Raw genomic sequence first — 23,420 nt, 5'->3', positions numbered from 1 at the left:
GGTCCTGAAAAGGGGAAACATGTCGTAACCTCGCGTGACATGACCCCCCGTGAGGAGACCGGCCGTCTGCGGACCGTGACCGGCACGATCCCGACGTCCGACATCACCGGGCCTGTGCTCTCCCACGAGCACCTCCAGATGGACCTGCGCTGGCCGGCGCGCCCCCAGCTCGCCGCCTCCGACCCGTACCGGTGGCTGGACGAGGAGAAGGCCGTCCAGCGGGAGCTGAACGTCCTGCGCAAGGACCACGGCCTCGGCCTCGTCGTCGACCTCACCTGCTCGGGCATGGGGCGCAACGCCGCCGCGCTCGCCCGCATCAGCGCCGGCGCCCGGGTCGCCGTGGTGGCCGGGACGGGCGTGTTCACCGAGCCGTTCCACCCCCCGTTCGTCCGCGAGGTCCTCGCCGCCGGGGCGGCCTCCGCGGCCCCCGGATTCGAGGCCGGGCCGCCCGGGGGCGGCTACTCGGGCCCGTCGGCGGTCGACCGGCTCGCGGAGCGGCTGCTCGCCGAGGTCGGCTTCGGCATGGACGGCACGAACTCGCTGCCCGGCGTCATCGGCGAGATCGGCGCCTGGGGCGAGGCGCCGACGGAGAACGAGGAGCTGTGCCTGCGCGCCGCCGCCCAGGCCGCCCGCTACTCCGGGCTCTCGGTCGCGACCTACGGGCGCGCGGGCCTCGCCCAGCTGGAGATCCTCACCTCCGCCGGGCTGGCCCCCGAGCGCGTGGCGGTGGGGCAGCAGGACCGGGTGGACGACCCCGCCCAGCACCGCAAGATCGCCGAGTCGGGCGGCTACGTCTCGTTCGGCACCCTCGGCCTCGCCGGGGAGGACGCCGCCGCCGTCGGCGCCCGCGTCCGCCGCGTCCTGGACCTGCTGGAGGCCGGGCACGCCGACCGGGTGCTGCTGAGCACCGGGGTCGCGCGGATGGCCCAGGTCGCCCGCTACGGCGGCGCCGGGTTCGGGTACCTGTTCGAGACGTTCCTGCCCGCGCTGCGCGCCGCCGGCGCCGACGAGGCGACCCTCGGCGCGATCCTGCACGACAACCCGCTGCGGTGGCTCACCGGTTCCTGAGCGGGTAGGGGGACCCCCAGGGAAGGGGGTGCGCCCGATGCCCTGGAACAGGTCCGCGGGCCGGGGCGCCCGGCGGCCCGGAACCGTCCGGCTCCCCTACACTGACCGCGCCGAGGCGGGCCGGGTGCTCGCGGCACGGCTCGCCACGATGGGGCTGGAGGGGGCCGTGGTCCTCGCGCTGCCGCGCGGCGGCGTCCCCGTCGGCCATGAGATCGCGCGGCACCTCCGGGCGCCGCTCGACGTGCTGGTGACCCGCAAGATCGGTTATCCGCCGCAGCCGGAGCTCGGCGTCGGCGCGATCGCCGAGGGCGGAGCCCCGGTGTTCGACGACGGCCTGCTCGTCCGCCTCGGGCTCAGCGAGGACGACCTGGCCCCCACCGTGGAGGCCGAGCGCGCCGAGCTGGACCGCCGGGTCGCGGCCTACCGGGGCGGCCGTCCGCTGCCGCGGGTCGCCGGGAGGCCGGTGATCGTGGTGGACGACGGGCTCGCGACCGGCGGCACCGCCCGCGCGGCCGTGCGGGCGGTGCGCGGGCGCGGACCGTCCCGGCTGGTCCTCGCGGTGCCGGTGGGCGCCGCCGAGACCGTCCGGAGCCTGGAGGCGGAGGTGGACGATCTGGTGGTGCCGGTCGCGCCCTGGGACTTCCGCGCCGTGGGGCAGTGGTACCGGGACTTCGAACAGCTCGGCGACGCCGATGTGACGGCCTGGTTGCGGCGCTCCGCGCGGGCGGGCGGCGAGGCGCCGGGCGGGCCCGGGGACCCCGGCCGGGAGTGAGCCGCGGAGCCGGGCGCGCGCCGGCGGAGACCGGGACTGAATGGTGTTCGCGAGTTTTCGGGAAATGGCCGCATCGGCGGGGCGGGTGCGGTAAAAGGGCGGCCCGCCGTAATGTCGTGAACGATGCGGCCGTGTTGTGACGCAGATGTGACGAAAGAACCCGGGCCCGGTCGGGATGGACCGGGCCCGGGCAACGCAAACGGCCCCGCTGAGCGGGGCCGTGACGTTTTAGGTGGCGTGCCGGGGATCGCGATGGGAGCGTTTCGGCGACCTGTGCCTTCGCTCAGGCGGCGTTGGCGCGACGCATGCGGCGACGGCGCTCGGACGCGCGCTCGTCCTCGTTCAGGCCGCCCCAGGTGCCGTACTTCTCGGGCCGGGACACCGCGTAGTCCAGGCAGTCCGTACGGACCGGGCAGCCCATGCAGATCTGCTTGGCCTTGCGCTCGCGGATCTCGCGCTCGGGCTGGCGCTCGCCGTCGGGGCCGAAGAAGAGGACGAGGTCTTCCCCCCGGCACGCCGCGGCGTCCTGCCAGCCCCAGCTGGGACGAGGGAGGTTTGCCTGCCGACGTACCTGAGCCATGGAACACCCACCTTGATTGGTTTCGAACAAATTCGGGACATGGACGCTCGACGTACTTCGGATGACAAGAGTCAGAGAAGCGCCGAATGTTCCAACGTCTGGAGTTGCCGCTCTGTTCCCCGTCCGGTTGCTCCGGAAACCTGGGGACGTGCGACAGTGAAGCCCTCGAATGGGGCCTCAGAGAGATTACACGAGGGCCGCCTCGTTGAGAAGGGTGAGTTCCCTAACAACGTAGGTTCTCTGGTTCTCGCCGCAGTCGGTCCCGCACGGGTCGGGCTGCCGGACGGCTTCGACGACGACCCGGTAACGGCTCCGCTTCAGGAGAACAACCGCTTCGTGCCGGGTTGTTCCGGGGATTCCAGTGATCGACGCCACGGTCACGTCGTCCACCCCGAGGCGCCCCGTGTGCGCGCGGACGAAGTGCTCCGCCGCCTGCGCGGGCTCGGGGAGTCCCGTCCGTCCGCGCAGCCTGGGAAGGGCGACCTCGCCCCGCAGGTAGGCGTCCGCGGCCGCGTTCGCCTCCGCTTCGTCGAGGTCGCCGTAGGAGAATCCGTGGGGAAGACATACCAAATTCGCCGCAAATCGGTCACCGCCGACATGGGTGGTTTCCCAGATGAGGCGGTCGAAACGCGTCGCGAGAAAACGGGCCAGCGGCGCGCCGGTGCGGGCGCAGCAGGCGTTGCGGCGCCCGTGCGTGCAGACCAGCAGGACCGGCTCGGCCACCCGCTCACCGAGCCCGGGAGACCGCCCTTCCGCGAGCGCGTCCAGGTCGAGCGCCGCCAGCTCGGCCGGATCGGCCAGCTCGCGCCCCTCGATCCAGGCGTCGCCCCCGCGGGAGGACCCGGCGTAGACCTGGACGGGCGGGGTGGCGCGGCGGCGGCCCGGGCGGCGGATCAGCTGCGGCCGGACGCCCGCCTTCTTCGCCGCCCGCACGGCGTCGGCGACCGGTCCCGGGCCGGCGAGGTCCTCGACGCGCTCGGGCCAGGGGCCCGGGTGCTCGATGAGCAGCCAGGCGCCCGCCTTCACGGTCGCGGTCGCCAGGCACGGCCGCTCGCCGGTGTGGCTCCCCGGGCAGTGTCCGCAGCTTCTGCCGCGCGTCACGCAGTACCCCCGCCGATCATCGTTCGTCCCCGTCGAGCTGAAATCGATTAGGTAAGGGTAACCTAAGGCGCGACGGCCAAACCAGGCGGGTTGGCGAGGACCGCTTCCGCGGCGGGCAGGGCGGCCTCCCGGTCGGCCGCCACGAGGCCGATCCGGGTGCGCCGGTCCAGAAGGTCGCCCGCGTCGAGGGCCCCCTCGTGCAGCACGCCCCAGGCAAGCTCCGCGCCGGTCACCGGCAGCCCGGGGACGACCGGCTCCAGCAGGGCCGGGTCCCGCCTGCCGAGCGCGGCCAGCAGCGGCGCCTCGGCGCCGTACCGCCGGACGAGCCGGGCGGGCGCGTCCAGCGCGTCCAGCCGGGGGCGCGGAGCCGCGCCGACCAGGGGCAGCCGCGCGGTGCGGCACGGTCCGGCGGCCAGGCCGCGTACGCGCACGGCCGCGTCCACGGCGTCCTCGGCCATGCGCCGGTAGGTGGTCAGCTTGCCGCCGACGATCGTCACGACGCCGTCCCCGGACGTCAGGACGGCGTGCCGGCGGGAGATGTCGGCGGTGTCGCCCCCGCGCCCGAGGTCCAGCAGGGGCCGCAGGCCCGCGTACGCGCCGGCCACGTCGGCGCGCCGCACCGGGACGTCCAGCGCCGAGTCCAGGACGTCGAGCAGGAAGCCGATCTCCCCCTCGGTCGGCTCCGGCACGTCCGGGACGGAGCCCTCCGCCGGCTCGTCGGTGAGGCCGACGTACACGCGGCCGTCGCCCTGCGGGAGCACCAGCACGAACCGGTTGCCCGCGCCCGGGATGGGGACGTGCATCGCGGCGGTGAGCCCGCGCAGCGACTCGGCCCGCAGCACCAGGTGGGTGCCGCGCGACGGGCGCAGCCGCACCCCGTCCACCAGGCCGCCCGCCCACACCCCCGCCGCGTTCACCACCGCGCGCGCCCGCACGGTGATCTCGCGGCCGGTGAGCTCGTCCCGGACGAGCGCGCCGTCGCCGGCCAGCGCGACCGCGCGGCAGCGGGTGAGGATCCGGGCGCCGTGCCCGGCGGCGGTCCGGGCGAGCGCGGTGACGAGGCGGGCGTCGTCGGCGAGCTGCCCGTCCCACGACAGCAGCCCGCCGCGCAGGCCGTGGGGGCGCAGGGCGGGCGCGAGCCGGAGCGTCTCGACCGCCGACAGCCGGCGGGGGCCCGGCAGGACCGACCGCGGGGTGCGGGCGGCGAGCCGCAGCAGGTCCCCGGCGCGCATGCCGGCACCGGCCAGCAGCGCCTGCGAGCGGGACACCAGCGGGGTCAGCGGCAGCACGAACGGCTGCGCCCGCACCAGGTGCGGGGCGGTGCGCAGCAGCAGCGCGCCGCGCTCGACCGCGCTCTCGTGCGCGACGTCCACCTGCCCGGACGCCAGGTAGCGCAGCCCGCCGTGGATCAGCTTGGAGCTCCAGCGCGAGGTGCCGAACGCCAGGTCGTGGGCGTCGACCGCGACGACGGACAGCCCGCGGGACGCGGCGTCCAGCGCGGCGCCCGCCCCGGTGGCGCCGAGGCCGACGACCAGCACGTCCACCGCCTCGCCGGGGAGTTCGGCGAGCTCGCGCTCCCGGCGCGCGGCGTTGAGGGAGGTCCGGGGGTCGGCTCCGGCTGCGTTCACGGTGCGAGCATCCTCTCCAGGATGTGGCGGAGTTCGGCGTCGAGGGCGCCGGCGTCCACCCCGGGCTCCTGAGCGTCGATCATGATCTGCGCGGAGAGCCCGAAGGACTGGACGACCAGCAGGAGCGCGCGGGCCTGGAGCGCGGGGCTGCCCGCCCGGATCGTGCCGTCCCGCTGGCCGGCGGAGATCGACTCCTCGAACCCCGCGAGGAAGGCCCGCTGGCTGGCGCCGCAGCGGTCCAGCAGGTAGGGCAGCAGCAGCTCCGGGTCGACCTCGATGATCTTGCGGAGCAGCGGGTGGTCGCGGAACGTCCGCACGCCGGTGACCAGGCCGTCCACCAGCCGGGGCCGGACGGGGCGGCCGTCGTCGGGGGGCCGCAGCGCCTCGCCGATGCCGGTCCACTCGCGGGTCATCAGGTCGGCGACGATGGTGCGGACGTCCGGCCAGCGCCGGTAGAGCGTCATGCGCGAGACGCCGGCCCGCCGCGCGATGTCGGTCAGCGTCGTGCGCCGCACCCCGACCGCGAGCACGCAGTCGCGCGCGGCGTCCAGCACGGTGTCGTCGGCGGTCCGCGCCGCCACCCTGTTGTGACGATTCGACGTCATGTGTCACAGTGTAAGCCACCAGAGGACCGGGGCGGCGAGGGAGGCGGGCGTGGAGACGCGCGACATGCTGTGGAGCGGCTGGGGCGACCCGGCGAAGGCGGCACCGCTGCCCGGGCCGGTGGTCGGCCTGCTGCGCGACCTGCTCGGCGTGCGGCCCGCCGCGGAGCCGGCGGCCGCGCTGACCGGCGTCCGGGTCGCCGAGCCCCGGCTGTCGGGGGACGACCTGACCGTGCTCGCCGCCGTCGTGGGGGACGGGAACGTCCGCGCCGACACCGAGGCGCGGCTCCGCCACACGCGCGGCAAGTCCACCCCCGACCTGCTGCGCATCCGGGCCGGCGACGCCGCCGACGCGCCGGACGCGGTGGTGCTGCCCGGTGACCACGGCGAGGTGCTCGCGGTGCTGGATGCGTGCGCCGAGCGGCGGATCGCGGTCGTCCCGTTCGGCGGCGGCACCTCGGTCGTCGGCGGGCTGGCGCCGGAGGGCGCGGATCGCTTCGTCGCCCTCGACCTGCGCCGCATGGACCGGCTCGTCGAGCTCGACGAGGTCTCCCGGACGGCCGTCCTGCAGCCCGGGCTGCGCGCCCCCGCGGCGGAGGCGCTGCTCAACGAGCGCGGCTACACGCTCGGGCACTTCCCGCAGTCCTACGAGTGGGCGTCGATCGGGGGGTTCGCGGCGGCCCGGTCGAGCGGGCAGGCGTCCGCCGGGTACGGGCGGTTCGACGACATGGTCGTCGGCCTCACCGCGGCCACCCCCGAGGGGACGCTCGACCTCGGGCGGGCGCCGAAGTCGGCCGCCGGGCCCGACCTGCGGCAGCTCGTCCTCGGCTCGGAGGGCGCCCTCGGCGTCATCACCTCCGTGCGGGTGCGGGTGCATCCCGTCCCGGAGGCCAGGGAGTACGAGGGCTGGCGGTTCGCCTCCTTCGACCAGGGCGCCGCCGCACTGCGGCGCCTGGCCCAGGACGGCCCCCTCCCCGCGGTCCTGCGGCTGTCGGACGAGACCGAGACCATGGTCGGGCTGGCCGACCCGGCGGCGATCGGGGAGGACTCCTCGTCGGCCGGGGCCCTGGCCGTCCTCGGGTTCGAGGGCGCGCCCGCCCTCGTCGCCGACCGGCGCGCCCGGGCCGCGCAGGCGCTGCGGGAGGCGGGCGGCGAGCCGCTCGGCGCCGGGCCGGGGGAGAAGTGGGAGCACGGCCGCTTCAACGCCCCCTACCTGCGCGACTCCCTCCTGGACGCCGGCGCCTTCGTCGAGACGCTGGAGACCGCCGCCTTCTGGTCGGACGTCCCCGCGCTGTACGAGGCCGTCCGGCAGGCCCTGATCGCAACGCTGTCGGGCGCCGGGACGCCGCCGCTGGTGATGTGCCACATCTCGCACGTGTACCCGACCGGCGCGTCGCTCTACTTCACGGTCGTGTCCGCGCAGGGCGAGGAGCCCCTCGGGCACTGGGCCGCCGCCAAGCGCGCGGCCTGCGACGCGATCCTCGCCCGGGGCGGCACGATCAGCCACCATCACGGGGTGGGCACCGACCACCGCGACTGGTACGCCCGGGAGATCGGGCCGCTCGGCGCCGCCGTGCTGCGCGCCGTCAAGGACCGGGTCGATCCCGCCGGGATCCTGAACCCGGGCGTCCTGGTCCCGCCCGCGGGAAGGGAGTGAGCTCCGTGCGCGGAAGAGAAGTGAGCGGCGGGCGCGCGTTCACCGCGATCGTCAACCCGGCGGCGGGCGGCGCGTCCGCCTCGTGCCTGATGCCGCTCGCCCGGCTGCTGCGCGACGCGGGCGCCGAGGTCGACGTCGAGTACAGCCGCGGGATGGGGCACGCCGCCGACGCCGCCCGCGCCGCCGCCGAGGCGGGCCGGGTGGTGCTCGGCGTCGGCGGGGACGGCCTGGTCGGCCGCGTCGGCGGGGCCCTGGCCGGGACGGGCGCCCTCTTCGGGATCGTCCCCGCGGGCCGGGGCAACGACTTCGCGCGCCAGCTCGGCGTCCCGTCCGACCCGGAGCGGCTCGCCCCGCTTTTGCTGGAGGGCGAGCCGCGCGCCGTGGACGCCATCGACGCCAACGGGACGGCCGTGCTCGGCAGCGTCTACGCGGGCGTGGACGCGGTCGCCAACGACAACGCCAACAGGACGCGGCTGCTGCGCGGCTCGGCCGCCTACTACGTCGGGGCGCTGCGCGCGATCGCCTCGTGGCGGCACGCCGACTACCTGATCACCGTGGACGGCGAGCGGTACCGGCGGGAGGGCTACACCGTCGTCGCCGCCAACTCCGGCTACTACGGGTTCGGCAAGCACATCGCCCCCGACGCGCGCGTCGACGACGGCCTGCTCGACGTCGTGCTGATCCGCAGGGCGCCGCGGACGCTGTTCTTCGCCGTCATGCGGGAGCTGGAGGCCGGGACGCACGTCCGGCGGCCCGAGGTGGAGGTCCTGCGCGGCCGCGAGGTCCGCATCGAGCTCGCCGGCGGGTCCGGCAGGACGCTGCCGTACGGCGCGGACGGCGAACTCCCCGGGACGCTCCCGGTCACCGCGCGGGTGATGCCGGGCGCGCTGCGCGTCCTGGCGCCGTGACTGCCCGCGCCGATGTTTTGCGGGGCGTTTAGGGCGGTTTACGCCCCCATTACGGCTCTCCGGATAGCGTCGGTTACGTCCCGCTACGGGACCTTGGGGTTGTCTGTGGAGGCATCATGAGAAGGCGACTGCACTGCTCGCCGTTCTGGGGGGACTCATGATGACCGCAGGCCCCCTCGTCGTGGTGGCGTCGGCGTCCCTGGGGGTGGCGCCGGCGTCAACCACGCTCGCCTGACGAAGTGTCTGCTTCCTGGCGTCGTGTCGCCTTGACGGCGTGACCGCCTCCGTAAAGGCTGTGAGCAACCCCTCACCGCCCGGAGGCATCCTGTGTCTGCCGAGGTCCCCCCCGGACCCGACAACTCGCGCACCTCCGAGGAAGGCGCCGGCTGGGCCTGCGGCAGGCGGGGAAGCTTCCACGAGCTGCTCCCCGACCGCGTCCCCGACTTCTCCTGGCGCCGCCCCTCGGTGCTCTGGCGTTCGCGCAACGACGTGCTGGCCCGCCTGTTCGGCGACCCGGCGAACGCGATCCGCCGCCGCTGCGTGGCGTCCCTGCGCGAGCGCGGCACCCCGGCCGCCTTCACCGTGCACCGCCCGGCGCCGGAGTTCTCCTTCGCGCTGGTCGGCGACCCCGGCGAGGGGGACCGGTCGCAGTACGCGGTGGTCCCGCCGCTGCTGCACGCGGCCGAGGGCACCGACTTCATGATCATTGCCAGTGACGTGATCTACCCGACCGGCGACGCGGAGCACTACCCCGAGAAGTTCTTCCGCCCGTACAAGGACTACCCCGCCCCCATCTACGCCGTTCCCGGCAACCACGACTGGTACGACGGCCTCCGGGGCTTCCTGCACGTCTTCTGCGGCCTGGACGAGAACTGCTCGCCGCCCCCGTGGCGCGGCCCGCTCGCCTTCATCCCGCGCCGCCTCTGGCGCCACTCCGGAGCCGTCGACGCGCAGGCGCTCGCCGAGGCCCGCCGCCTGTACCGGGGCGCGCCCGGCCAGCAGGCCGCGCAACCGGGGCCGTACTGGGCGATCGACACCCCCGCGCTGCGCATCATCGGCATCGACACCGGGATCACCGGCCGGCTCGACCGCGACCAGGGGCGCTGGCTCCGGGAGGTGTCCGGAGGACCGAAACCCAAGCTGCTGGTGACCGGAAAGCCGCTGTACGTGGACGACGGCCACCGTCCCGGGGCGATCGAGGGCGGCGGGACGGTCGACGAGATCGTCCAGGACCCGGCGCACCACTACGTGGCCGCGATCGGCGGCGACATCCACAACTACCAGCGCTACCCGGTGCGGACCGGCGACGGCCGGACGATCCAGTACATCGTCTCGGGCGGCGGCGGCGCCTTCATGCACGCGACCCACATCATCCCGCGGACCCGGGTGGTGGAGGAGGACGAGTTCCGCTGCTACCCGCTGCGCGGCGACTCCCTGTCGCGCTACAGCAAGCTGTACGGCCGGTGGCTGCGGCTCCCGGGGTTCTTCGAGCTCACCCCCGAGGAGGCCACCGCCGCCGTCGAGCACCGGCTCGGGATCAAGCCGGGGCGCGGGTACCGAGGCCCCGCGGCGTCGCGCCGCGCGCGCTTCGTCGCCGCCGTCCTCGGCGTGCCGCGCAACGGCCGCGCCCGCCCCCGGTTCCTGCGGCTCCCCGTGCGGAGGGTGCCGCAGCGGTTCCGGTCGGAGCTAGCCGACTGGGACCGGCCGCCGTTCTTCAAGAGCTTCCTCCGCTTGGACGTGACGGAGACGCGTCTGCGCATCCGTTGCTTCGCCGCGACGGGATGCGGCGACCACGAGACGTCACCGCCGTGCGAGGACGAGGTGACGATCCCGCTGCGCTGACGACCGGTTTGGATGATCTGCCAGTCATGGTGCGAAAGTGGGTGATCTTGCCCCGCGACGTGCCCCGATGCCGTTACAGTCGTGGCTCACCAACCGGTGAACGGTAACGGACGGTCGGCCGGAAAACGACCGCGTCCTTCAGGAGAGCTTTTCCATGAGTCACCCCCAGCAGGGTCAGGGCCAGCACCAGCAGCAGGCATACCAGGGCGGCTACGCGCCCGCACCCGCGCAGCACCAGGCGCCGGCCGCCGTCGGCACCGGCCTCAACATGAAGCGCCGCAACCCGGTCGGCGCCTGGCTCGGGCTGCCGATCATCACCTTCGGCATCTACGGGCTCGTCTGGTTCTTCAAGGTCCACGACGAGCTGCACCAGTACGACCGCCGCATCGACAACGCCGCCACCAACGCGCTGCTGTCCATGCTGTTCGGCGGCATCACCCTCGGCATCTGGCCGCTCGTCATGTGGGTCAAGCTCGGCGGGCGCATCGCCCAGGCCCAGCGCGCGGCCGGCCTCCAGCCGAGCTGCAGCGGCGGCATGGGCTTCCTGCTCGGCATCTTCGGCTTCGGCGTCCTGTACTACCAGCTCCAGCTGAACAAGGTCACCGACCGCTACGGCGACACCCCGGCAGGCCAGCAGGTCTCTCTCGCTGCCTAGGCCTTTTTCTCCTCCTTCGGGCCTAGCGGCCCTCCATCGTCGATAAAGGCGGCGATCGCTGGCATCGCTGCGTCTCGCCTTGCGGCTCGCTTCGCGATCAGTTTCTTGCTTCGCTCGAAACTGCCTTCGGACGCGATCGCATGGTGGAGGTCGTCGCCGCCTGAGCTTCGAACGCTGTGTTGAGCAGCGGGCCGCGGCCCTGGCCTGCTGATCCGGATCGAGCTCGACCCCTCCGCGACTTCGTCGCGGAGGGGTCTTCGCTTTGTGCGGAAACCGGTTTGTCGGTGGGCGGGGTCAGAATGGGCGGGTGAGGATCGCGGTCGCGGCCGGGGGCGGGCCTGGGGGTGCGCTGCGGGCGGTGGCCGAGGACGGTTCGCCCGCGGGGCCCGTCGAGGAGGTTCCCGACCTGGTCTCGGCCATCGCCGAGCGGGAGCGTGGGTCGGCGCCGCGCTGGGTGTGGCCGTCCACCGCGCGGCTCTATCCCCGGCTGCTGGAGGCGGGCGTGCGGGTGGCGCGCTGCCACGACCTCGAACTCGTCGAGAGCCTCCTGCTCGGCCATGCCGGACGGTACGGGGAGCCGCGCTCGGTCCGGGCGGCGTGGGCGCGGCTGCGCGGGGAGCCCGTTCCGGCCGATCCGCCGCCGCCCCGGGAGGACGCCGCGCAGCCGTCGCTGTTCGACGACGCCGCCGGGCGGGAGGAATCCGCCGACGACCTCGGCCAGATCGTCGCGGTGCACGCCGAGCAGCAGCGCGCCATCGCCGGGCTGGGCGGGTTCGCGCTGCTCGCGGCGGCCGAGTCGGCCGGATCGCTGGTGGCCGCCGAGATGGCGCACGACGGGCTGCCCTGGTCGGCGGACGAGCACGACGCGCTGCTCACCGAGATGCTCGGGCCGCGCCCCACGGGCGGCCTGCGGCCCCGCCGGCTCCAGGACCTCGCCGACCGCATCAGCGCCGCGTTCGGGCCGCGCGTCCACGTCAACCCCGACTCCCCGGCGCAGATCATCCGGGCGTTCGCCTCGGCGGGGCTGCCGATCGCGTCCACGCGGGCGTACGTCCTCAGGCAGGTCGACCACCCCGCCGTGCCCCTGCTGCTGGAGTACAAGGAGCTGGCGCGGCTGCACGCCGCGCACGGCTGGACGTGGCTCGATACGTGGGTGAGCGGCGGCCGGTTCCGTCCCGAGTACGTCGTCGGCGGCGTGGTGTCCGGGCGGTGGGCGACGAGCGGCGGCGGGGCCCTCCAGATCCCGCGCGTGCTGCGCCAGGCCGTCGTCGCCGATCCCGGCTGGGCCCTGGTCGTCGCCGACGCGGCGCAGCTCGAACCCCGGGTGCTGGCGGCGCTCGCGGGCGACCGCGCGTTCTCCGAGGCCGCCGCGCACGGCGACCTCTACGCGGCCTTGTCGGACGCCTTCCGCGACGACGCCGACGGCGGGCGGACCGCCCGCGACAAGGCCAAGATCGCCCTCCTCTCCGCCATGTACGGGGGAGGGACGGGGGACGCGGTGCAGCTCCTCGCCGTCCTGAAGAGCCGGTTCCCGCAGGCGTTCGAGTACGTGGAGGCCGCCGCGCGGGCGGGGGAGCGCGGACTGCTCGTGCGGTCCCGCCTCGGCCGCACGTGCCCGCCGCCCTCGGCCGGGTGGCGCGAGCTGACGTCGGCGGGCGACGACGACGCCGCCCCGGGGCCCCGGGGCGCCACGGCGGCCCAGGCGCTGCGCGGGCGGGGCCGCTTCACCCGCAACTTCGTCGTCCAGGCCACCGCCGCCGACTGGGCGCTCGCGCTCCTCGGCTCCCTGCGCCGCCGCCTCACCGGGATCGGCCCGCCCCGCCTGGTGTTCTTCCAGCACGACGAGGTCATCGTGCACACGCCCGCCGACCTGGCCGAGGAGGTCGCGGGCGCGGTGCGCGACGCCGCGCTGGAGGCGCGCGGGCTGCTGTTCGGCGACACCCCGGTCGTCTTCCCGATGGAGATCGCGGTCGTCGGCCGCTACGCCGACGCCAAGTGAGCGCCCGGCGCGCGCCCTCCTCCATGGCGATTCGTCTCTCTACGAGCGGGCCGCCCGCGCCATGAGCGCGCGGCCGGCCGCCCTCGCCGCCTGCTGACGGGGCTCAGGCGGGGGAGGCCTCGCCCGTGGGCGTGTAGGACGAGCGGGTGTTGAGGGCCTCGACATCGGTGAAGGACGTCCGGAGGTAGGCGCCGGTGATGCCGGCCAGCTCCTCGGGGGACAGGACGTCCTCGATGGCCGCGAAACCGTGCGGCGCCCGCTCGGCGACGAGCCGCAGGACGCGTTCGGCGGGCATGTCCCGGCAGGCGAGCACGACGGCGTTGGCCGCCTCCAGGCGCTCCTGCTCGTACCCGAGGAGGCCCTCCGCGGGGGTCGCGGCCGTGGCCAGCCGGTACGCCAGGATCCGGGCGTCGAGCACCGCCTGCGAGCCGCCGTTGGAGCCGATGGGGTACATCGGGTGGGCGGCGTCGCCGAGCAGGGTGACCCGGCCGAACGTCCAGCGACCGACGGGGTCCCGGTCGACCATCGGGTACTCCAGGATGCGCTCCGCGCCGGCGAGCAGCGCCGGGACGTCCAGCCAGCCGAACCGCCAGTCGGCGAAGTGCGGCAGCACGTCCTCCAGGCGCCCGGCCCGGTTCCAGTCCGCGGCGCCGCTGCGCGGGTCGCCCGGGACGCGCACCTCGGCGACCCAGTTCAGCAGCGCCCTGCCCCGGCGCTCGGCGCGCATCGAGATCGGGTAGACGACCATCTTGGCGGCGGCGTTGCTGCCCGCGACGGCGAGGGTCCGCCCGGTCAGGAACGGCTCCCCCTCGGTGAGGCCGCGCCACATGCGGATGCCGTTCCACAGCGGCGCGCCCTCGTCCGGGTACAGCTGCGCCCGGACGGCCGAGTGCAGGCCGTCCGCGCCGACCAGCACGTCCGCCGAAACGGTCTCGGCGGTGCCGGACGCGCGGTCGAGGAGGCGTGCCCTCACCGTGTCGCCGTCCTGCTCGAACCCCTCGAAGAGCGTGCCGGTGCGGACGGCGCCCTCGCCGAGCCGCGCCCGCACGGTGTCGAGGAGCAGCATCTGAAGCTCGCCGCGATGGATCGAGTACTGCGGCCAGGTGTATCCCAGCGCGCGCCCGCGCGGGTCGCCCCAGATCCGGCCCCCGTACCGGTCGAAGTGCACCATCTCGGCGGTGGGGACGCCGAGCTCGGCCAGCTCCCCGCCGAGGCCCAGCTCGGTCAGCTCCCGGACGGCGTGGGGCAGCAGGTTGATGCCGACGCCGAGGGGCCGCAGCCGGGCGGCGGCGTCGACGACGAGCGCCTCGATGCCCGCCCGGTGCAGGCTCAACGCGGTCGTGAGCCCGCCGATCCCGGCTCCGACGACGAGTACGCGCATCATTTCCCCCTACTTCTCGGGCGCGGCGCCCGAAACCGCCGGCGCGGCGCCCGGCACCTTGGCGCCGCCTCGGACGAGCCGTCCCACCTCGGCCCGGAGCCGGACGAACTCCGGAAGGCCCCGGGTCTCGATCTGGTCGCGGGCGGCCGGCAGGTCCACCGGCAGGTCGGCGTGCACCCGGGCGGGGGACCGGTTCAGCACGACGACCCGGTCGCCGACGTAGACGCTCTCGTCGATGTCGTGGGTGACCAGCAGGATCGTCATCTTCTGCGTCCGGTGGACCTCCAGGACCAGGTCCTCCAGGTCCTCCCGCGTCTGCGCGTCGACGGAACCGAACGGCTCGTCCATCAGCATCAGGGAGGGGCGGTAGGCCAGGGCCCGCGCGATCGACACGCGCTGCTGCATGCCGCCGGACAGCTGCCAGGGGTACTTGCGGCCCGCGTCCGGCAGCCCCACCGACTCCAGCGCCTCCTGCGCCGCCTCGCGCCGCTCCTGCCGCGACTTCCCGCGCCGGCGCAGCGGCAGCGCCACGTTGTCGCGGACGGTCAGCCAGGGGAACAGTGACCGGCTGTAGTCCTGGAACACCACGGCGAGGTCGCCCGGAACCCCGTCGATCGGGGTGCCGTGCAGCGCCAGGGTCCCGCCGGTCGGGCGGATCAGCCCGGCGATGCAGCGCAGCAGGGTGGACTTGCCGCAGCCGGACGGGCCCACGATGCTGACCAGCTCGCCGTCCGGGACGCGCAGGTCCAGGCCGTCGAGGGCCACGTGGCCGTCGGCGTAGGAATGGGTGAGGCCGGTTATCTCGAGCATCGCGGCCGCCTTTTCTGTGTGTGCGTCTCGGGTGTCGTCGGTCGGATTCTCATCGGTGGGCGCATGGTCAGTTCTGGAGCCGCCGCGCCCCGGCGTGCCAGGCCAGCAGCCGCCTTTCCAGGAGCAGGAACGCGGTGTTGAGGAGGAGGCCGAGGACGCCCAGCATCACGATCCCGGCCCACATCCGCGGCAGTTCGAAGGAGCGCTGCGCGCCGATCAGCTCCGAGCCGATGCCCGCGGTGCTGCCGAACAGCTCCGACAGCACCATCAGGATCAGCGCGAACGACAGCGCGACGCGCAGCCCCGCGAAGATCTTCGGCGCTACCGCCGGCAGGACGACGGTCACCAGCCTGCGGACGCGGCCGACGCCGAACACCCGCGCCGTGTCCAGGTGCAGCGGGTCCACGGAACGGACGCCGTCGGAGGTGTTGAGCAGCACCGGCCAGACGACGCCGAACGCGATCGTCACGATCTGCATGGTGGCGCCGAGCTGGAACACCATGATGAAGAACGGCACCAGCGTCGGGGGCGGCACCGCCCGCAGGAACTCCAGCACCGGGTTCAGCAGGTCGGAGAGGGTCTGCGAGCGTCCGATCGCCACCCCGGCCACGACGCCGGCGGCTCCCGCGGCGGCCCACCCGGCGAACAGGTGGGTGAGGCTGGTGGAGAAGTCGTCGAGAGCCTTGTCGGTGAAGAACAGGTGGGACGCCGGGCCGGAGAACCACAGCTCGTGCAGCGACGCCAGGATCGTCGTGGGCGGAGGGAAGTAGGTCTCGTCCACCGCCCTCGTGACCAGTTCCCACAGCACCGCGACGAGCGCGACCAGCCAGGCGCGCTCGGCGAACCCGCGCGCCGCGTCCGCCGCGGGAGCCGCCCCCGTCTTCACGCGACCCCCTCCACCCGGGCGTCGTGCCAGCGGAACGCGAGCCGTTCCAGGGCGCGCAGGCCCGTGTTGGCCGCGAGGCCGAGCGCGCCGGCCCAGCAGGCCCCGGCCAGCAGCAGGTCGGCGCGCCCGCCGCCGGACTGGGTGTCGGCGAGGTAGATGCCGACGCCGTCGACCCCGCCCGCGAACAGCTCGGTGCTGATCACGACGATGAGGGCGACGGAGGCGGCGATCCGGACGCCGGTCGCGACGAACGGGGCGGCGCTCGGCAGCGACACCCGCCACAGCACCGACAGCGGGCCGAACCCGAAGGCGCGGAGGGTGTCCTTGGCCAGGGGGTCGACGTCGCGGAGCGCGTACAGGGTGTTGATGAGAATCGGCCACAGGCAGGCGTAGAAGACCAGGGACATCTCCATCCGCGTCGGGTCCGCGAACAGGATGATGGCGAGGGGGATCAGCGCGACCGAGGGGATGGGGCGCATCAGTTCGACCAGGGCGCGCGCTGCCGTCCCGAGGAACGGCACCGACCCGAGCAGCACCCCGAGCGGCACCGCCGCGAGCACCGCCAGCGCGAGCCCCCCGGCCCAGGCCCTGAGCGTGGCCGCGACGTCCACGAGGAACTCCCGGTCGGCCGCCAGCCTTCCGGCCTCGCGCCCGATGGTGGACGCCGGGGGGAGCGCGGACGCGTCGACGAGCCCGCCGCGGCTCAGGACCTCGACGGCCGCGGCCGCGCCGGCCGCCCCGGCGGCGCCGAGAAGGACGCGGCGCCAGGTCATGGGGCCCGCGCGACGAACGACGCGACGTCGATCTTCTTGTCGGTGTACTGGAACCGCCGCATGAGGTCCGCCACGCGCTGCAGCGCGGCGGTGTCGATCGACGTCGGGTAGGTCCCGTAGCTCATGTCCGCGGCGACCGCGGCGTCGATGCCCTTGGCGTAGGTCGGCAGGATGCCCTGCACCAGCTTGCGGTCGCCCGCCGCCATCGCCTGCGCCTTCCGCAGCGCCCGCTGGAAGGCGGCGACCGTCCTGGGGTTCCGCTTCACGAACTTCTCGGTGGCGGCGTAGCCGGCGATCGGCAGGCCGTCCGCCTCGCCGGTGGCGAGGTCGGCGACCATGCGGGCGCCCATCGACTTCCGCATCTGGGTGCCGAACGGCTCGATCCCCTGGACGGCGTCCACGCTCCCGGACTTCAGCGCCTGCTCCATGGCGGGCGGTGCGATCTCGACGAAGTTCCTGTCCTCGTCGAAGGCCACGCCCCGGGGCTGCGCGGCGGCGCGGACCAGCATCGTGGCGACGTTGCGCTTGGTGTTGACGCCGATCTTCCGGCCCGCCAGGTCCCCGACGGTCCGGTAGGGGGAGTCGCCGCGCACCATCAGCGTGTGGGTTCTGGACGCGCCGCGGAACCCGTCCGCGACGATCCGCGGCCTGAAGCCGGGGTCCTTGGCCGCGGCGGTGAGCAGCGAGACGTAGTTGCCGAAGCTGAAGTCGAGGCGGCCGCTCTTCAGCAGCGGGACGCCGGCCGCGCCGCCCTGGATGACCTGGGTCTTCACGGTGAGGCCCTCGGCCTTGAACAGTCCCTTGGAGAGGGCGATCTGGACGGGCGCGGTGTCGGCGACCGTCATGGTGCCGAGCCTCACCTCGGACTTTTCAAGGCCGTTGGCCGACTTCTCGCCTTCGGAGCCGCCGCAGGCGGCGCCGAAGGCGAGCGCGATGCCGAGCACACCCGCGAGGGCCGCTCGGGGACGGGAAGCAGACATGAGCGATGCTCCATGCGCCGGGGGGTCGTTGAAGGCTTAACCTTTCACAGTTCCCCGCGACCCGGAACGGGCCTCCGCTTCCGCTTCCGTCTCCGCGGCCTCGTCCGGCCCGGCGGGCTCGTCCGCCGCCTCGTCCGCCGCCTTGGCCCCGGCGACGCCGCGGACCAGCCGGCCCACCTCGGCGCGCAGCCGGACGAACTCCGGGTCTGACCGCGTGCCGATCTGGTCGCGGTCCGCGGGCAGCGTGACGGGCAGCTCGGCGCGGATCCGGCCCGGGTCGCGGGCCAGCACCACGACCCGGTCGCCGAGGTAGACGCTCTCGTCGATGTCGTGCGTGACCAGCAGGATCGTCACGCCCTGGCTCCGGTGGACCTGGAGCACCAGGTCCTCCAGGTCCTCGCGGGTCTGGGCGTCGACCGACCCGAACGGCTCGTCCATCAGCAGCAGGGTCGGCCGGTAGGCCAGCGCCCTGGCGATCGACACCCGCTGCTGCATCCCGCCCGAGAGCTGCCACGGGTACTTGCCCGCCGCGTCCTTCAGGCCGACCGACTCCAGGGCCTCGGCGGCCCTGGCGCGCCGCTCGGACCGGCCGAGGCCGCGGCGCCGCAGCGGCAGCCCGACGTTGTCGCGCACGGTGAGCCAGGGCATCAGCGAGCGGCTGTAGTCCTGGAACACCACGGCGAGGTCGTCGGGGACGCCGTCGACGGGGGCGCCGTTCAGCACGACCTTCCCCTCGCTCGGCGCCATCAGCCCGGCGAGGCAGCGCAGCAGCGTGGACTTCCCGCACCCCGACGGCCCGACGATGGTGACGAGCTCGCCGTCGCCGATCGACAGGTCCATGCCCTGCAGCACGCGGTGCTCGCCGTAGGCGTGGCCGAGTCCGGACACCTCCAGCATGCCGCTCACCTCGCCTCGGGCGCGTAGAGGGCGGAGTCGTCGGCCGCGACCCGCACGTCGATGACGAACGGGCCCTCGTGCGCGAGCCCCTCGGCCATGGCGGCGTCCAGGTCCGCGGCGCGGGTGACGGTCCTGCCGTCGCAGCCGAGGCTCCGGGCGAGCGCCACGAAGTCGATGCCGTGGATGTCGGTGCCGGGGACGGTCTCCAGCTCGATCCGGCGGCCGAGCGCCTTCACGGCGCCGTACCCGTGGTTGTTGAGCACGAGGACGGTCATCGGGACCCGGTGCTGCGCGGCCGTCCAGAGGCTCTGCACCGAGTACATGGTCGAGCCGTCGCCGATGACGCAGACGATGCGCTCGCCGGATCCGGCGACGGCCCGCCCGACGGCGACGGGCAGGCCCCAGCCGAGCGCGCCGCTGCCGGTGGTCAGGAAGCCGCCGGACCGCGTGATGGGCAGCCGCGCGTGGAACAGGTCCCGGTGGCTCGGGCACTCCTCGACGATGACGGCGTCCTCGGGCATGCGCTCGCGGAGCGTCTCGACGACCAGCGCGGGGTCGATCGGGTCGGTGGCCTGCGGCTTCGCCAGCCTCTCCCGCGGCTCGGGGTGCGGCCGGTCCGCCTTGGCGACGAGCTCCAGCAGGCCGGACACGCCCGCGTCGATCGTGGTGAGCACGCTGGTGCCGACCGGCGCCCACGCGGTCGTCGCCGGGTCGCAGTCGAAGTGGAACAGCCTCGCGCCCTCGGGGATGACCCGTCCCTCGGAGTGCACGTGGTACGTGAAGACCGGCGCGCCCAGGACGAGGATGACGTCGTGCCCTTCGAGCCGCGCCGACAAGTGCTGGCGCACGGGCGGCAGGAAGCCGCGGAACAGCGGGTGGTCCTCGGGGAACCCGGAGCGTCCCGACAGCGGGCTGATCCACACCGGCGCGCCCGTTCGCTCGGCGAGCTCGACCACGCCGGGCAGCGCGCCCTCGTCCTCGACTCCGGCGCCCACGACGATGACCGGGTTGGCGGCCCCGTCCAGCGCGGCCGCCACCTCCCGGAGCGCGGCGGGCGAGGCGGTGAAGTCGGTGCGGATCTCGCGGGCCGGGACGGGCTCGGCGGGCCGGTCCCAGTCGTCCTCGGGCACCGACAGGAACACCGGGCCGCGCGGGTGGGTCATGGCCACCCGGTAGGCCTCGGCGAGCGCGGCGGGGACGTCCTCCGCCCGCTCGGGCTGCCTGCTCCACTTCACGTACGGGCGGGGGAACTGGGCGGGCTCGTCGGCGCCGAGGAACGGGCGGGTCGGCAGCATCGCGCGGGACTGCTGGCCCGCGATGATCACGACGGGGACCCGGTCGCGGTAGGCGTTGAAGACCGCGCCGAGGGAGTGCCCGACGCCGCCGGCGGAGTGCAGGCTGACGAGGGTGGCGCCGCCGGTGCCGAGGGAGTGGCCCGCGGCGGCCGCGACGGCGACGGTCTCCTGGAGGGCGAGGACGTACCGGAAGTCGTCCGGGAAGTCGCGGAACATCCGCAACTCGGTCGATCCGGGGTTGCCGAAGACGGTGGTCATCCCCACGCTACGGCAGAAGTCGAAGAACGCTTCCCGGACGGTGAGCCGAGTAGTCATGAGTTGGCCTTTCGGGCCCCGCGGTGGCGGGCGAGGACGCGCCGCTCCACCACGAGGAGGATCGAGTTGAACAGGTAGCCGAGGATGCCGAGGAGCACGATCACCGACCACAGGGTGCCGAGGTCGGACTGGCTCTGGGCGTTGGTCAGCATGAAGCCGAGCCCGTCGGAGGTGCCGGGCAGCAGCTCGGAGAAGACCATGAGGATCAGCGACAGCGACAGGGCGAGCCGCAGCCCAGCGAAGATCTTCGGCAGGGCGGACGGCACGATGACGAACCGGATCCGGTCGAGCGCGGAGAGCCGGAACACCTGGGCGGTGTCCATCTGCACGGCGTCGACGCTGCGGGCGCCGTCCGCGGTGTTGAGCAGGATGGGCCAGATCGCGCTGAAGATGATCGACGCGACCTGCATCTGGGTGCCGAGTTCGAAGAGCACGATGAACACCGGCACCAGGGTCGGCGGCGGGATCACCCGGGCGAACTGCAGCAGCGGCTGCAGGTAGGCCAGCACCCGCTGGGAGCGGCCGAGCGCGATGCCGAGGACGACCCCGACCACGACCGACAGCACCAGCGCGAGGAACATCCGGCCGAGGCTGGGCGCGATGGAGTCGCCCGCCTCGGAGGACAGGTACAGGTGGTCGGCCGGGCCGGACAGCCACAGCTCCCGCATCCGCCGGGCGATCTGCGAGGGCGGGGGGAAGAAGGCGCTGTCGGCGGCCCGCGTCGCCGCCTCCCAGGCCGCGACGAGCAGCACCAGCGGGAGCAGCCGGTGCAGCAGGCCGCCGGTGATGCGGGAGGCCGCGCCGCGGGTGCGGGCGCGGGGCGCGCTGGCGGTCGCCGCGGTCACGATGCACCACTCCTCTGGGCCTTGTGCCAGCGGAACAGGCGGTCCTCGCCCCGGCCGAGCACGGTGTCGATGACGAGGCCGAGGCAGCCGGCCCACACCGTCCCGGCGAGGACGTCGGTGGTCCCGTCCGGGACGTTGCCGGCCTGCGCGATGAACATGCCGAGACCGTCGCCGAAGCCGGAGAGGATCTCGGTGCCGACGGCCAGGATGAGCGCGATGGACGCGGCCAGCCGCACGCCGGTCGCGATGAACGGCGCGGCGCTCGGCAGCGAGACGCGCAGCAGCACCTGGAACCGGCTGAAGCCGAAGCTGCGCAGGGTCTCCTTGGCCGTCGGGTCGACGTCGTCCAGCCCGTAGACGGTGTTGAACAGGATGGGCCAGCTGGACGCGTAGACGATCAGCGGCACCTCCATCTCCAGCCCGGAGCCGAGGACCAGCGCGGCGAGCGGGATGAGGGCCACCGACGGGATCGGGCGCAGGAACTCCACGATCGCGCGGACCGCGGTGTTCACCGCGGGGACGCTGCCGAACAGCAGCCCGAGCGGGATCGCGACCGCGCAGGCGATCAGCAGGCCGAGCGCCCACGCGGTGAGGGTCACCCGGACGTTGAACAGGAACTCGGTGTCGCCCGCGAGTTCGAGGGCGCGGGCGGTGATGCTGGAGGCGGGAGGCAGAAAGGAACGGTCCACAATTCCCGCGCGGCCCAGCAGCTCGCTCGCCAGGAAGAGGACCGCCACCCCGGCGGCCCCCCGCGCCCAGACTCCTGGGCGCGGGAGGCCGCGGGGCGGCGTCGGCTCGTGTGCCATGAGGTGATCAGTGTCCCCGGGTCACGACGTCGGGTGGAAGAGGATCGTCTTCAGGTCCGGCTTCTGCTTGAGCAGGCCCGAGGTCTGCATCAGCTCGGCGATCCGCTGCATGCGGGTGGTGCTCAGCGAGGTGGGGTAGCCCGGCAGCGTGATGACCGAGGCGACCTGCGGGTCGATCTTGGCGTAGCCCGGCAGGACCTCCTCGACCTTCTTGCGGTCCTGGGAGGCCATCTTCTGCGCCGCGATGATGGCGCGCTGGAAGGCGGCGGCCGTCTTCGGGTTCTTCTGCGTGAACTCCTGCGTGGTCACGTAACCGCTGATGGGGAGGCTGGTGACCGGCTCGCTGCCACCGTCCACGAGGACCCGCGCGCCGAGCTTCTTCTCGCTGTCGGACAGGAAGGGCTCGACGGTGTGAATGGCGTCGACCTGCTTCTTCTGCAGGGCGGTCGCCATCTGCGGGAACGGGACCTGGACGTACTCGACCTTCTTCGGGTCGACGTTGTTGGCCTTGAGAATGGCGTCCAGCGTCAGCGACTGGATGTTGTTCAGGATGTTGACCGCGATCTTCTTGCCCTCCAGGTCCTTGGCGGACTTGAGCTTGGAGTCGGGCATCACCAGCACGTTCATCATGTTCGAGGTGAGCTGCGCCCCCTCGGCCAGGACGCTCAGCTTCAGCGCCCCCTGCTCGTTGGCCTGCAGGAAGGAAACGTAGTTCGCGCCGGCGATGACGTCCACGTCGCCGGCCTTCAGGGCCGGCAGCGCCTTGATGCTCTGCTGGACCGGCACGATCTTGACATCCAGCCCCTCGGCCTTGAACAGCTTCGCCTTCTGGGCGATGTGGAGGGCGGCGCCGTCCACGAGCGGCAGCGAGGCCACCTTGATGGAGTCCTTCTCCAGCCCCTTGCCGCCGCCGGAGGAGTCGTCTCCGCCACAGCCCGTCACGAGCGAGGCGACCAGGGTGAGCGCGCTGACCAGCGCTGAAACACGTAGGGATTGCCGCATTGGGCACTCCTTAACTCGAAGGGGGAAGCTGCTTCGGCAGGGCTTGGGCCGGCCAGGGCATGCGAGCCAGGGGGAACGACTGTAGCCACGGCACCCGCCGTGCCCGAAGATCACGTGCGCCGGGAGCGTATCGCGGACCGCCCGGCGAGGGTCGATTGAGGTGGAATTGTGTGACTCTCTTGTGTCCTTGGGAGCCCGGCGGCCAATCGCCGCAGGCAAGCGCCACCCTTCGGATAATGCGCCGGATAAAGGTCTCCCGAGGTTTTGGTGACGATCCATGGCCGAGCCAATTCGCAGAGTGATCGAACGGCTGCCGGGACGTGCCCGGATCCGCGCGCCCGGCGGAGGCGAGCAGGTGGCGTCACTGATCGCGATCAGGCGATCACGAAGAGTCCCTGAGCGCAGAGTGACCCTCCGTGCTCATGAAAACGGACATATGGGCATAAACTTATGATCACGTCATTGGAAGTTTACGACTCCCATATCGTCCTTTGCGGCCTATCCATGGATGTGCTGCAATGTCGTGCGCCGGAGGCGGAGACGATGTTGTATTAACCCTTCGCGGCGGCCACGTCACGGAGAGTGCGGCATTGTGAGGGAGAGGGTGTAAACGGCGGA

At 73.7% G+C, this 23,420-nt stretch carries 21 protein-coding genes; 7 read left to right on the top strand and 14 right to left on the bottom strand.

Annotation, left to right across the window (positions count from 1 at the left end):
• Nucleotides 1-39 precede the first annotated feature (39 nt).
• Nucleotides 40-1,068, top strand: coding sequence for a phosphotriesterase family protein (locus BKA00_RS15525; RefSeq protein ID WP_185025700.1), 1,029 nt, complete (start codon nucleotides 40-42; stop codon nucleotides 1,066-1,068).
• Nucleotides 1,069-1,105: 37 nt separating this feature from the next.
• Complete coding sequence (locus BKA00_RS15520; RefSeq protein ID WP_185025698.1) at nucleotides 1,106-1,840, top strand: phosphoribosyltransferase; 735 nt, start codon at nucleotides 1,106-1,108, stop codon at nucleotides 1,838-1,840.
• 283 nt (nucleotides 1,841-2,123) lie between these two features.
• On the opposite strand, the gene BKA00_RS15515 is transcribed toward BKA00_RS15520, so the two are convergent.
• The 4 genes from BKA00_RS15515 to BKA00_RS15500 form a co-directional block, all read right to left on the bottom strand.
• On the bottom strand, nucleotides 2,124-2,420 hold the full coding sequence (locus BKA00_RS15515; RefSeq protein ID WP_075901375.1) for a WhiB family transcriptional regulator: 297 nt from the start codon (nucleotides 2,418-2,420) through the stop codon (nucleotides 2,124-2,126).
• 186 nt (nucleotides 2,421-2,606) lie between these two features.
• Entirely contained in the window at nucleotides 2,607-3,521 is a 915-nt protein-coding gene (locus tag BKA00_RS15510) for a sucrase ferredoxin (RefSeq protein ID WP_185025696.1), read from the bottom strand.
• 62 nt (nucleotides 3,522-3,583) lie between these two features.
• Complete coding sequence (locus tag BKA00_RS15505; protein WP_230299221.1) at nucleotides 3,584-5,149, bottom strand: glycerol-3-phosphate dehydrogenase/oxidase; 1,566 nt, start codon at nucleotides 5,147-5,149, stop codon at nucleotides 3,584-3,586.
• Entirely contained in the window at nucleotides 5,146-5,754 is a 609-nt protein-coding gene (locus tag BKA00_RS15500) for a TetR/AcrR family transcriptional regulator (protein WP_185025694.1), read from the bottom strand. Before BKA00_RS15500 ends, BKA00_RS15505 begins: the two co-directional genes overlap by 4 nt.
• A gap of 64 nt (nucleotides 5,755-5,818) precedes the next feature.
• Here BKA00_RS15500 and BKA00_RS15495 point away from each other — a divergent pair, with 64 nt between their 5' ends.
• The 5 genes from BKA00_RS15495 (at nucleotide 5,819) to BKA00_RS15475 (ending at nucleotide 12,812) form a co-directional block, all read left to right on the top strand.
• Nucleotides 5,819-7,408 carry an FAD-binding oxidoreductase gene (locus BKA00_RS15495; RefSeq protein WP_185034265.1) on the top strand — a complete coding sequence of 530 codons (1,590 nt, stop codon included), beginning with the start codon at nucleotides 5,819-5,821 and terminating at the stop codon, nucleotides 7,406-7,408.
• A 5-nt stretch (nucleotides 7,409-7,413) separates the two neighbouring features.
• A complete protein-coding gene (locus BKA00_RS40455) occupies nucleotides 7,414-8,316 on the top strand; it encodes a diacylglycerol kinase family protein (protein WP_230299220.1) in 903 nt (300 codons plus the stop codon).
• Between the two features lie 327 nt (nucleotides 8,317-8,643).
• On the top strand, nucleotides 8,644-10,158 hold the full coding sequence (locus BKA00_RS15485; RefSeq protein ID WP_185025693.1) for a metallophosphoesterase family protein: 1,515 nt from the start codon (nucleotides 8,644-8,646) through the stop codon (nucleotides 10,156-10,158).
• Between the two features lie 154 nt (nucleotides 10,159-10,312).
• Entirely contained in the window at nucleotides 10,313-10,813 is a 501-nt protein-coding gene (locus BKA00_RS15480; RefSeq protein WP_185025691.1) for a DUF4234 domain-containing protein, read from the top strand.
• Nucleotides 10,814-11,120: 307 nt separating this feature from the next.
• Complete coding sequence (locus BKA00_RS15475) at nucleotides 11,121-12,812, top strand: bifunctional 3'-5' exonuclease/DNA polymerase (RefSeq protein ID WP_185025689.1); 1,692 nt, start codon at nucleotides 11,121-11,123, stop codon at nucleotides 12,810-12,812.
• A gap of 103 nt (nucleotides 12,813-12,915) precedes the next feature.
• On the opposite strand, the gene BKA00_RS15470 is transcribed toward BKA00_RS15475, so the two are convergent.
• From BKA00_RS15470 to BKA00_RS15425, 10 genes are all read right to left on the bottom strand, one after another.
• Nucleotides 12,916-14,196, bottom strand: a complete 1,281-nt coding sequence (locus tag BKA00_RS15470) for a flavin-dependent oxidoreductase (RefSeq protein WP_230299219.1) — start codon at nucleotides 14,194-14,196, stop codon at nucleotides 12,916-12,918.
• Between the two features lie 6 nt (nucleotides 14,197-14,202).
• A complete protein-coding gene (locus BKA00_RS15465) occupies nucleotides 14,203-15,003 on the bottom strand; it encodes an ABC transporter ATP-binding protein (protein WP_185025687.1) in 801 nt (266 codons plus the stop codon).
• 67 nt (nucleotides 15,004-15,070) lie between these two features.
• The gene (locus BKA00_RS15460) at nucleotides 15,071-15,889 is read right to left on the bottom strand and encodes an ABC transporter permease (protein WP_185025685.1); all 819 of its coding nucleotides are present in this window, start codon (nucleotides 15,887-15,889) and stop codon (nucleotides 15,071-15,073) included.
• Nucleotides 15,886-16,662, bottom strand: coding sequence for an ABC transporter permease (locus BKA00_RS15455; protein WP_185025683.1), 777 nt, complete (start codon nucleotides 16,660-16,662; stop codon nucleotides 15,886-15,888). Before BKA00_RS15455 ends, BKA00_RS15460 begins: the two co-directional genes overlap by 4 nt.
• Nucleotides 16,659-17,642: an ABC transporter substrate-binding protein gene (locus BKA00_RS15450; protein ID WP_185025681.1), complete on the bottom strand. Its 984-nt coding sequence runs from the start codon at nucleotides 17,640-17,642 to the stop codon at nucleotides 16,659-16,661. The genes BKA00_RS15455 and BKA00_RS15450 overlap by 4 nt, the downstream gene beginning before the upstream one ends.
• A 36-nt stretch (nucleotides 17,643-17,678) precedes the next feature.
• Complete coding sequence (locus BKA00_RS15445; RefSeq protein WP_185025679.1) at nucleotides 17,679-18,539, bottom strand: ABC transporter ATP-binding protein; 861 nt, start codon at nucleotides 18,537-18,539, stop codon at nucleotides 17,679-17,681.
• Between the two features lie 5 nt (nucleotides 18,540-18,544).
• The gene (gene mdlC / locus BKA00_RS15440; RefSeq protein WP_185025677.1) at nucleotides 18,545-20,149 is read right to left on the bottom strand and encodes a benzoylformate decarboxylase; all 1,605 of its coding nucleotides are present in this window, start codon (nucleotides 20,147-20,149) and stop codon (nucleotides 18,545-18,547) included.
• Nucleotides 20,146-20,994, bottom strand: a complete 849-nt coding sequence (locus tag BKA00_RS15435; RefSeq protein ID WP_230299218.1) for an ABC transporter permease — start codon at nucleotides 20,992-20,994, stop codon at nucleotides 20,146-20,148. The genes mdlC and BKA00_RS15435 overlap by 4 nt, the downstream gene beginning before the upstream one ends.
• Nucleotides 20,991-21,800, bottom strand: a complete 810-nt coding sequence (locus BKA00_RS15430) for an ABC transporter permease (protein ID WP_185025675.1) — start codon at nucleotides 21,798-21,800, stop codon at nucleotides 20,991-20,993. The genes BKA00_RS15435 and BKA00_RS15430 overlap by 4 nt, the downstream gene beginning before the upstream one ends.
• A 21-nt stretch (nucleotides 21,801-21,821) precedes the next feature.
• A complete protein-coding gene (locus BKA00_RS15425) occupies nucleotides 21,822-22,802 on the bottom strand; it encodes an ABC transporter substrate-binding protein (RefSeq protein WP_185025673.1) in 981 nt (326 codons plus the stop codon).
• Nucleotides 22,803-23,420 lie beyond the last annotated feature (618 nt).

The sequence above is a fragment of the Actinomadura coerulea genome (genome assembly GCF_014208105.1).
Taxonomy (GTDB): domain Bacteria; phylum Actinomycetota; class Actinomycetes; order Streptosporangiales; family Streptosporangiaceae; genus Spirillospora; species Spirillospora coerulea.
This window is presented reverse-complemented; position numbering and strand designations above follow the sequence as displayed.

Coding starts and splice junctions, on each gene's coding strand:
- BKA00_RS15525 (WP_185025700.1), top strand. CDS start 40: ATGACCCCCCGTGAGGAGACCGGCCGTCTGCGGACCGTGACCGGCACG.
- BKA00_RS15520 (WP_185025698.1), top strand. CDS start 1,106: ATGCCCTGGAACAGGTCCGCGGGCCGGGGCGCCCGGCGGCCCGGAACC.
- BKA00_RS15515 (WP_075901375.1), bottom strand. CDS start 2,420: ATGGCTCAGGTACGTCGGCAGGCAAACCTCCCTCGTCCCAGCTGGGGC.
- BKA00_RS15500 (WP_185025694.1), bottom strand. CDS start 5,754: ATGACGTCGAATCGTCACAACAGGGTGGCGGCGCGGACCGCCGACGAC.
- BKA00_RS15495 (WP_185034265.1), top strand. CDS start 5,819: ATGCTGTGGAGCGGCTGGGGCGACCCGGCGAAGGCGGCACCGCTGCCC.
- BKA00_RS15480 (WP_185025691.1), top strand. CDS start 10,313: ATGAGTCACCCCCAGCAGGGTCAGGGCCAGCACCAGCAGCAGGCATAC.
- BKA00_RS15470 (WP_230299219.1), bottom strand. CDS start 14,196: ATGATGCGCGTACTCGTCGTCGGAGCCGGGATCGGCGGGCTCACGACC.
- BKA00_RS15465 (WP_185025687.1), bottom strand. CDS start 15,003: ATGCTCGAGATAACCGGCCTCACCCATTCCTACGCCGACGGCCACGTG.
- BKA00_RS15455 (WP_185025683.1), bottom strand. CDS start 16,662: ATGACCTGGCGCCGCGTCCTTCTCGGCGCCGCCGGGGCGGCCGGCGCG.
- BKA00_RS15450 (WP_185025681.1), bottom strand. CDS start 17,642: ATGTCTGCTTCCCGTCCCCGAGCGGCCCTCGCGGGTGTGCTCGGCATC.
- BKA00_RS15445 (WP_185025679.1), bottom strand. CDS start 18,539: ATGCTGGAGGTGTCCGGACTCGGCCACGCCTACGGCGAGCACCGCGTG.
- mdlC (WP_185025677.1), bottom strand. CDS start 20,149: ATGACTACTCGGCTCACCGTCCGGGAAGCGTTCTTCGACTTCTGCCGT.
- BKA00_RS15430 (WP_185025675.1), bottom strand. CDS start 21,800: ATGGCACACGAGCCGACGCCGCCCCGCGGCCTCCCGCGCCCAGGAGTC.
- BKA00_RS15425 (WP_185025673.1), bottom strand. CDS start 22,802: ATGCGGCAATCCCTACGTGTTTCAGCGCTGGTCAGCGCGCTCACCCTG.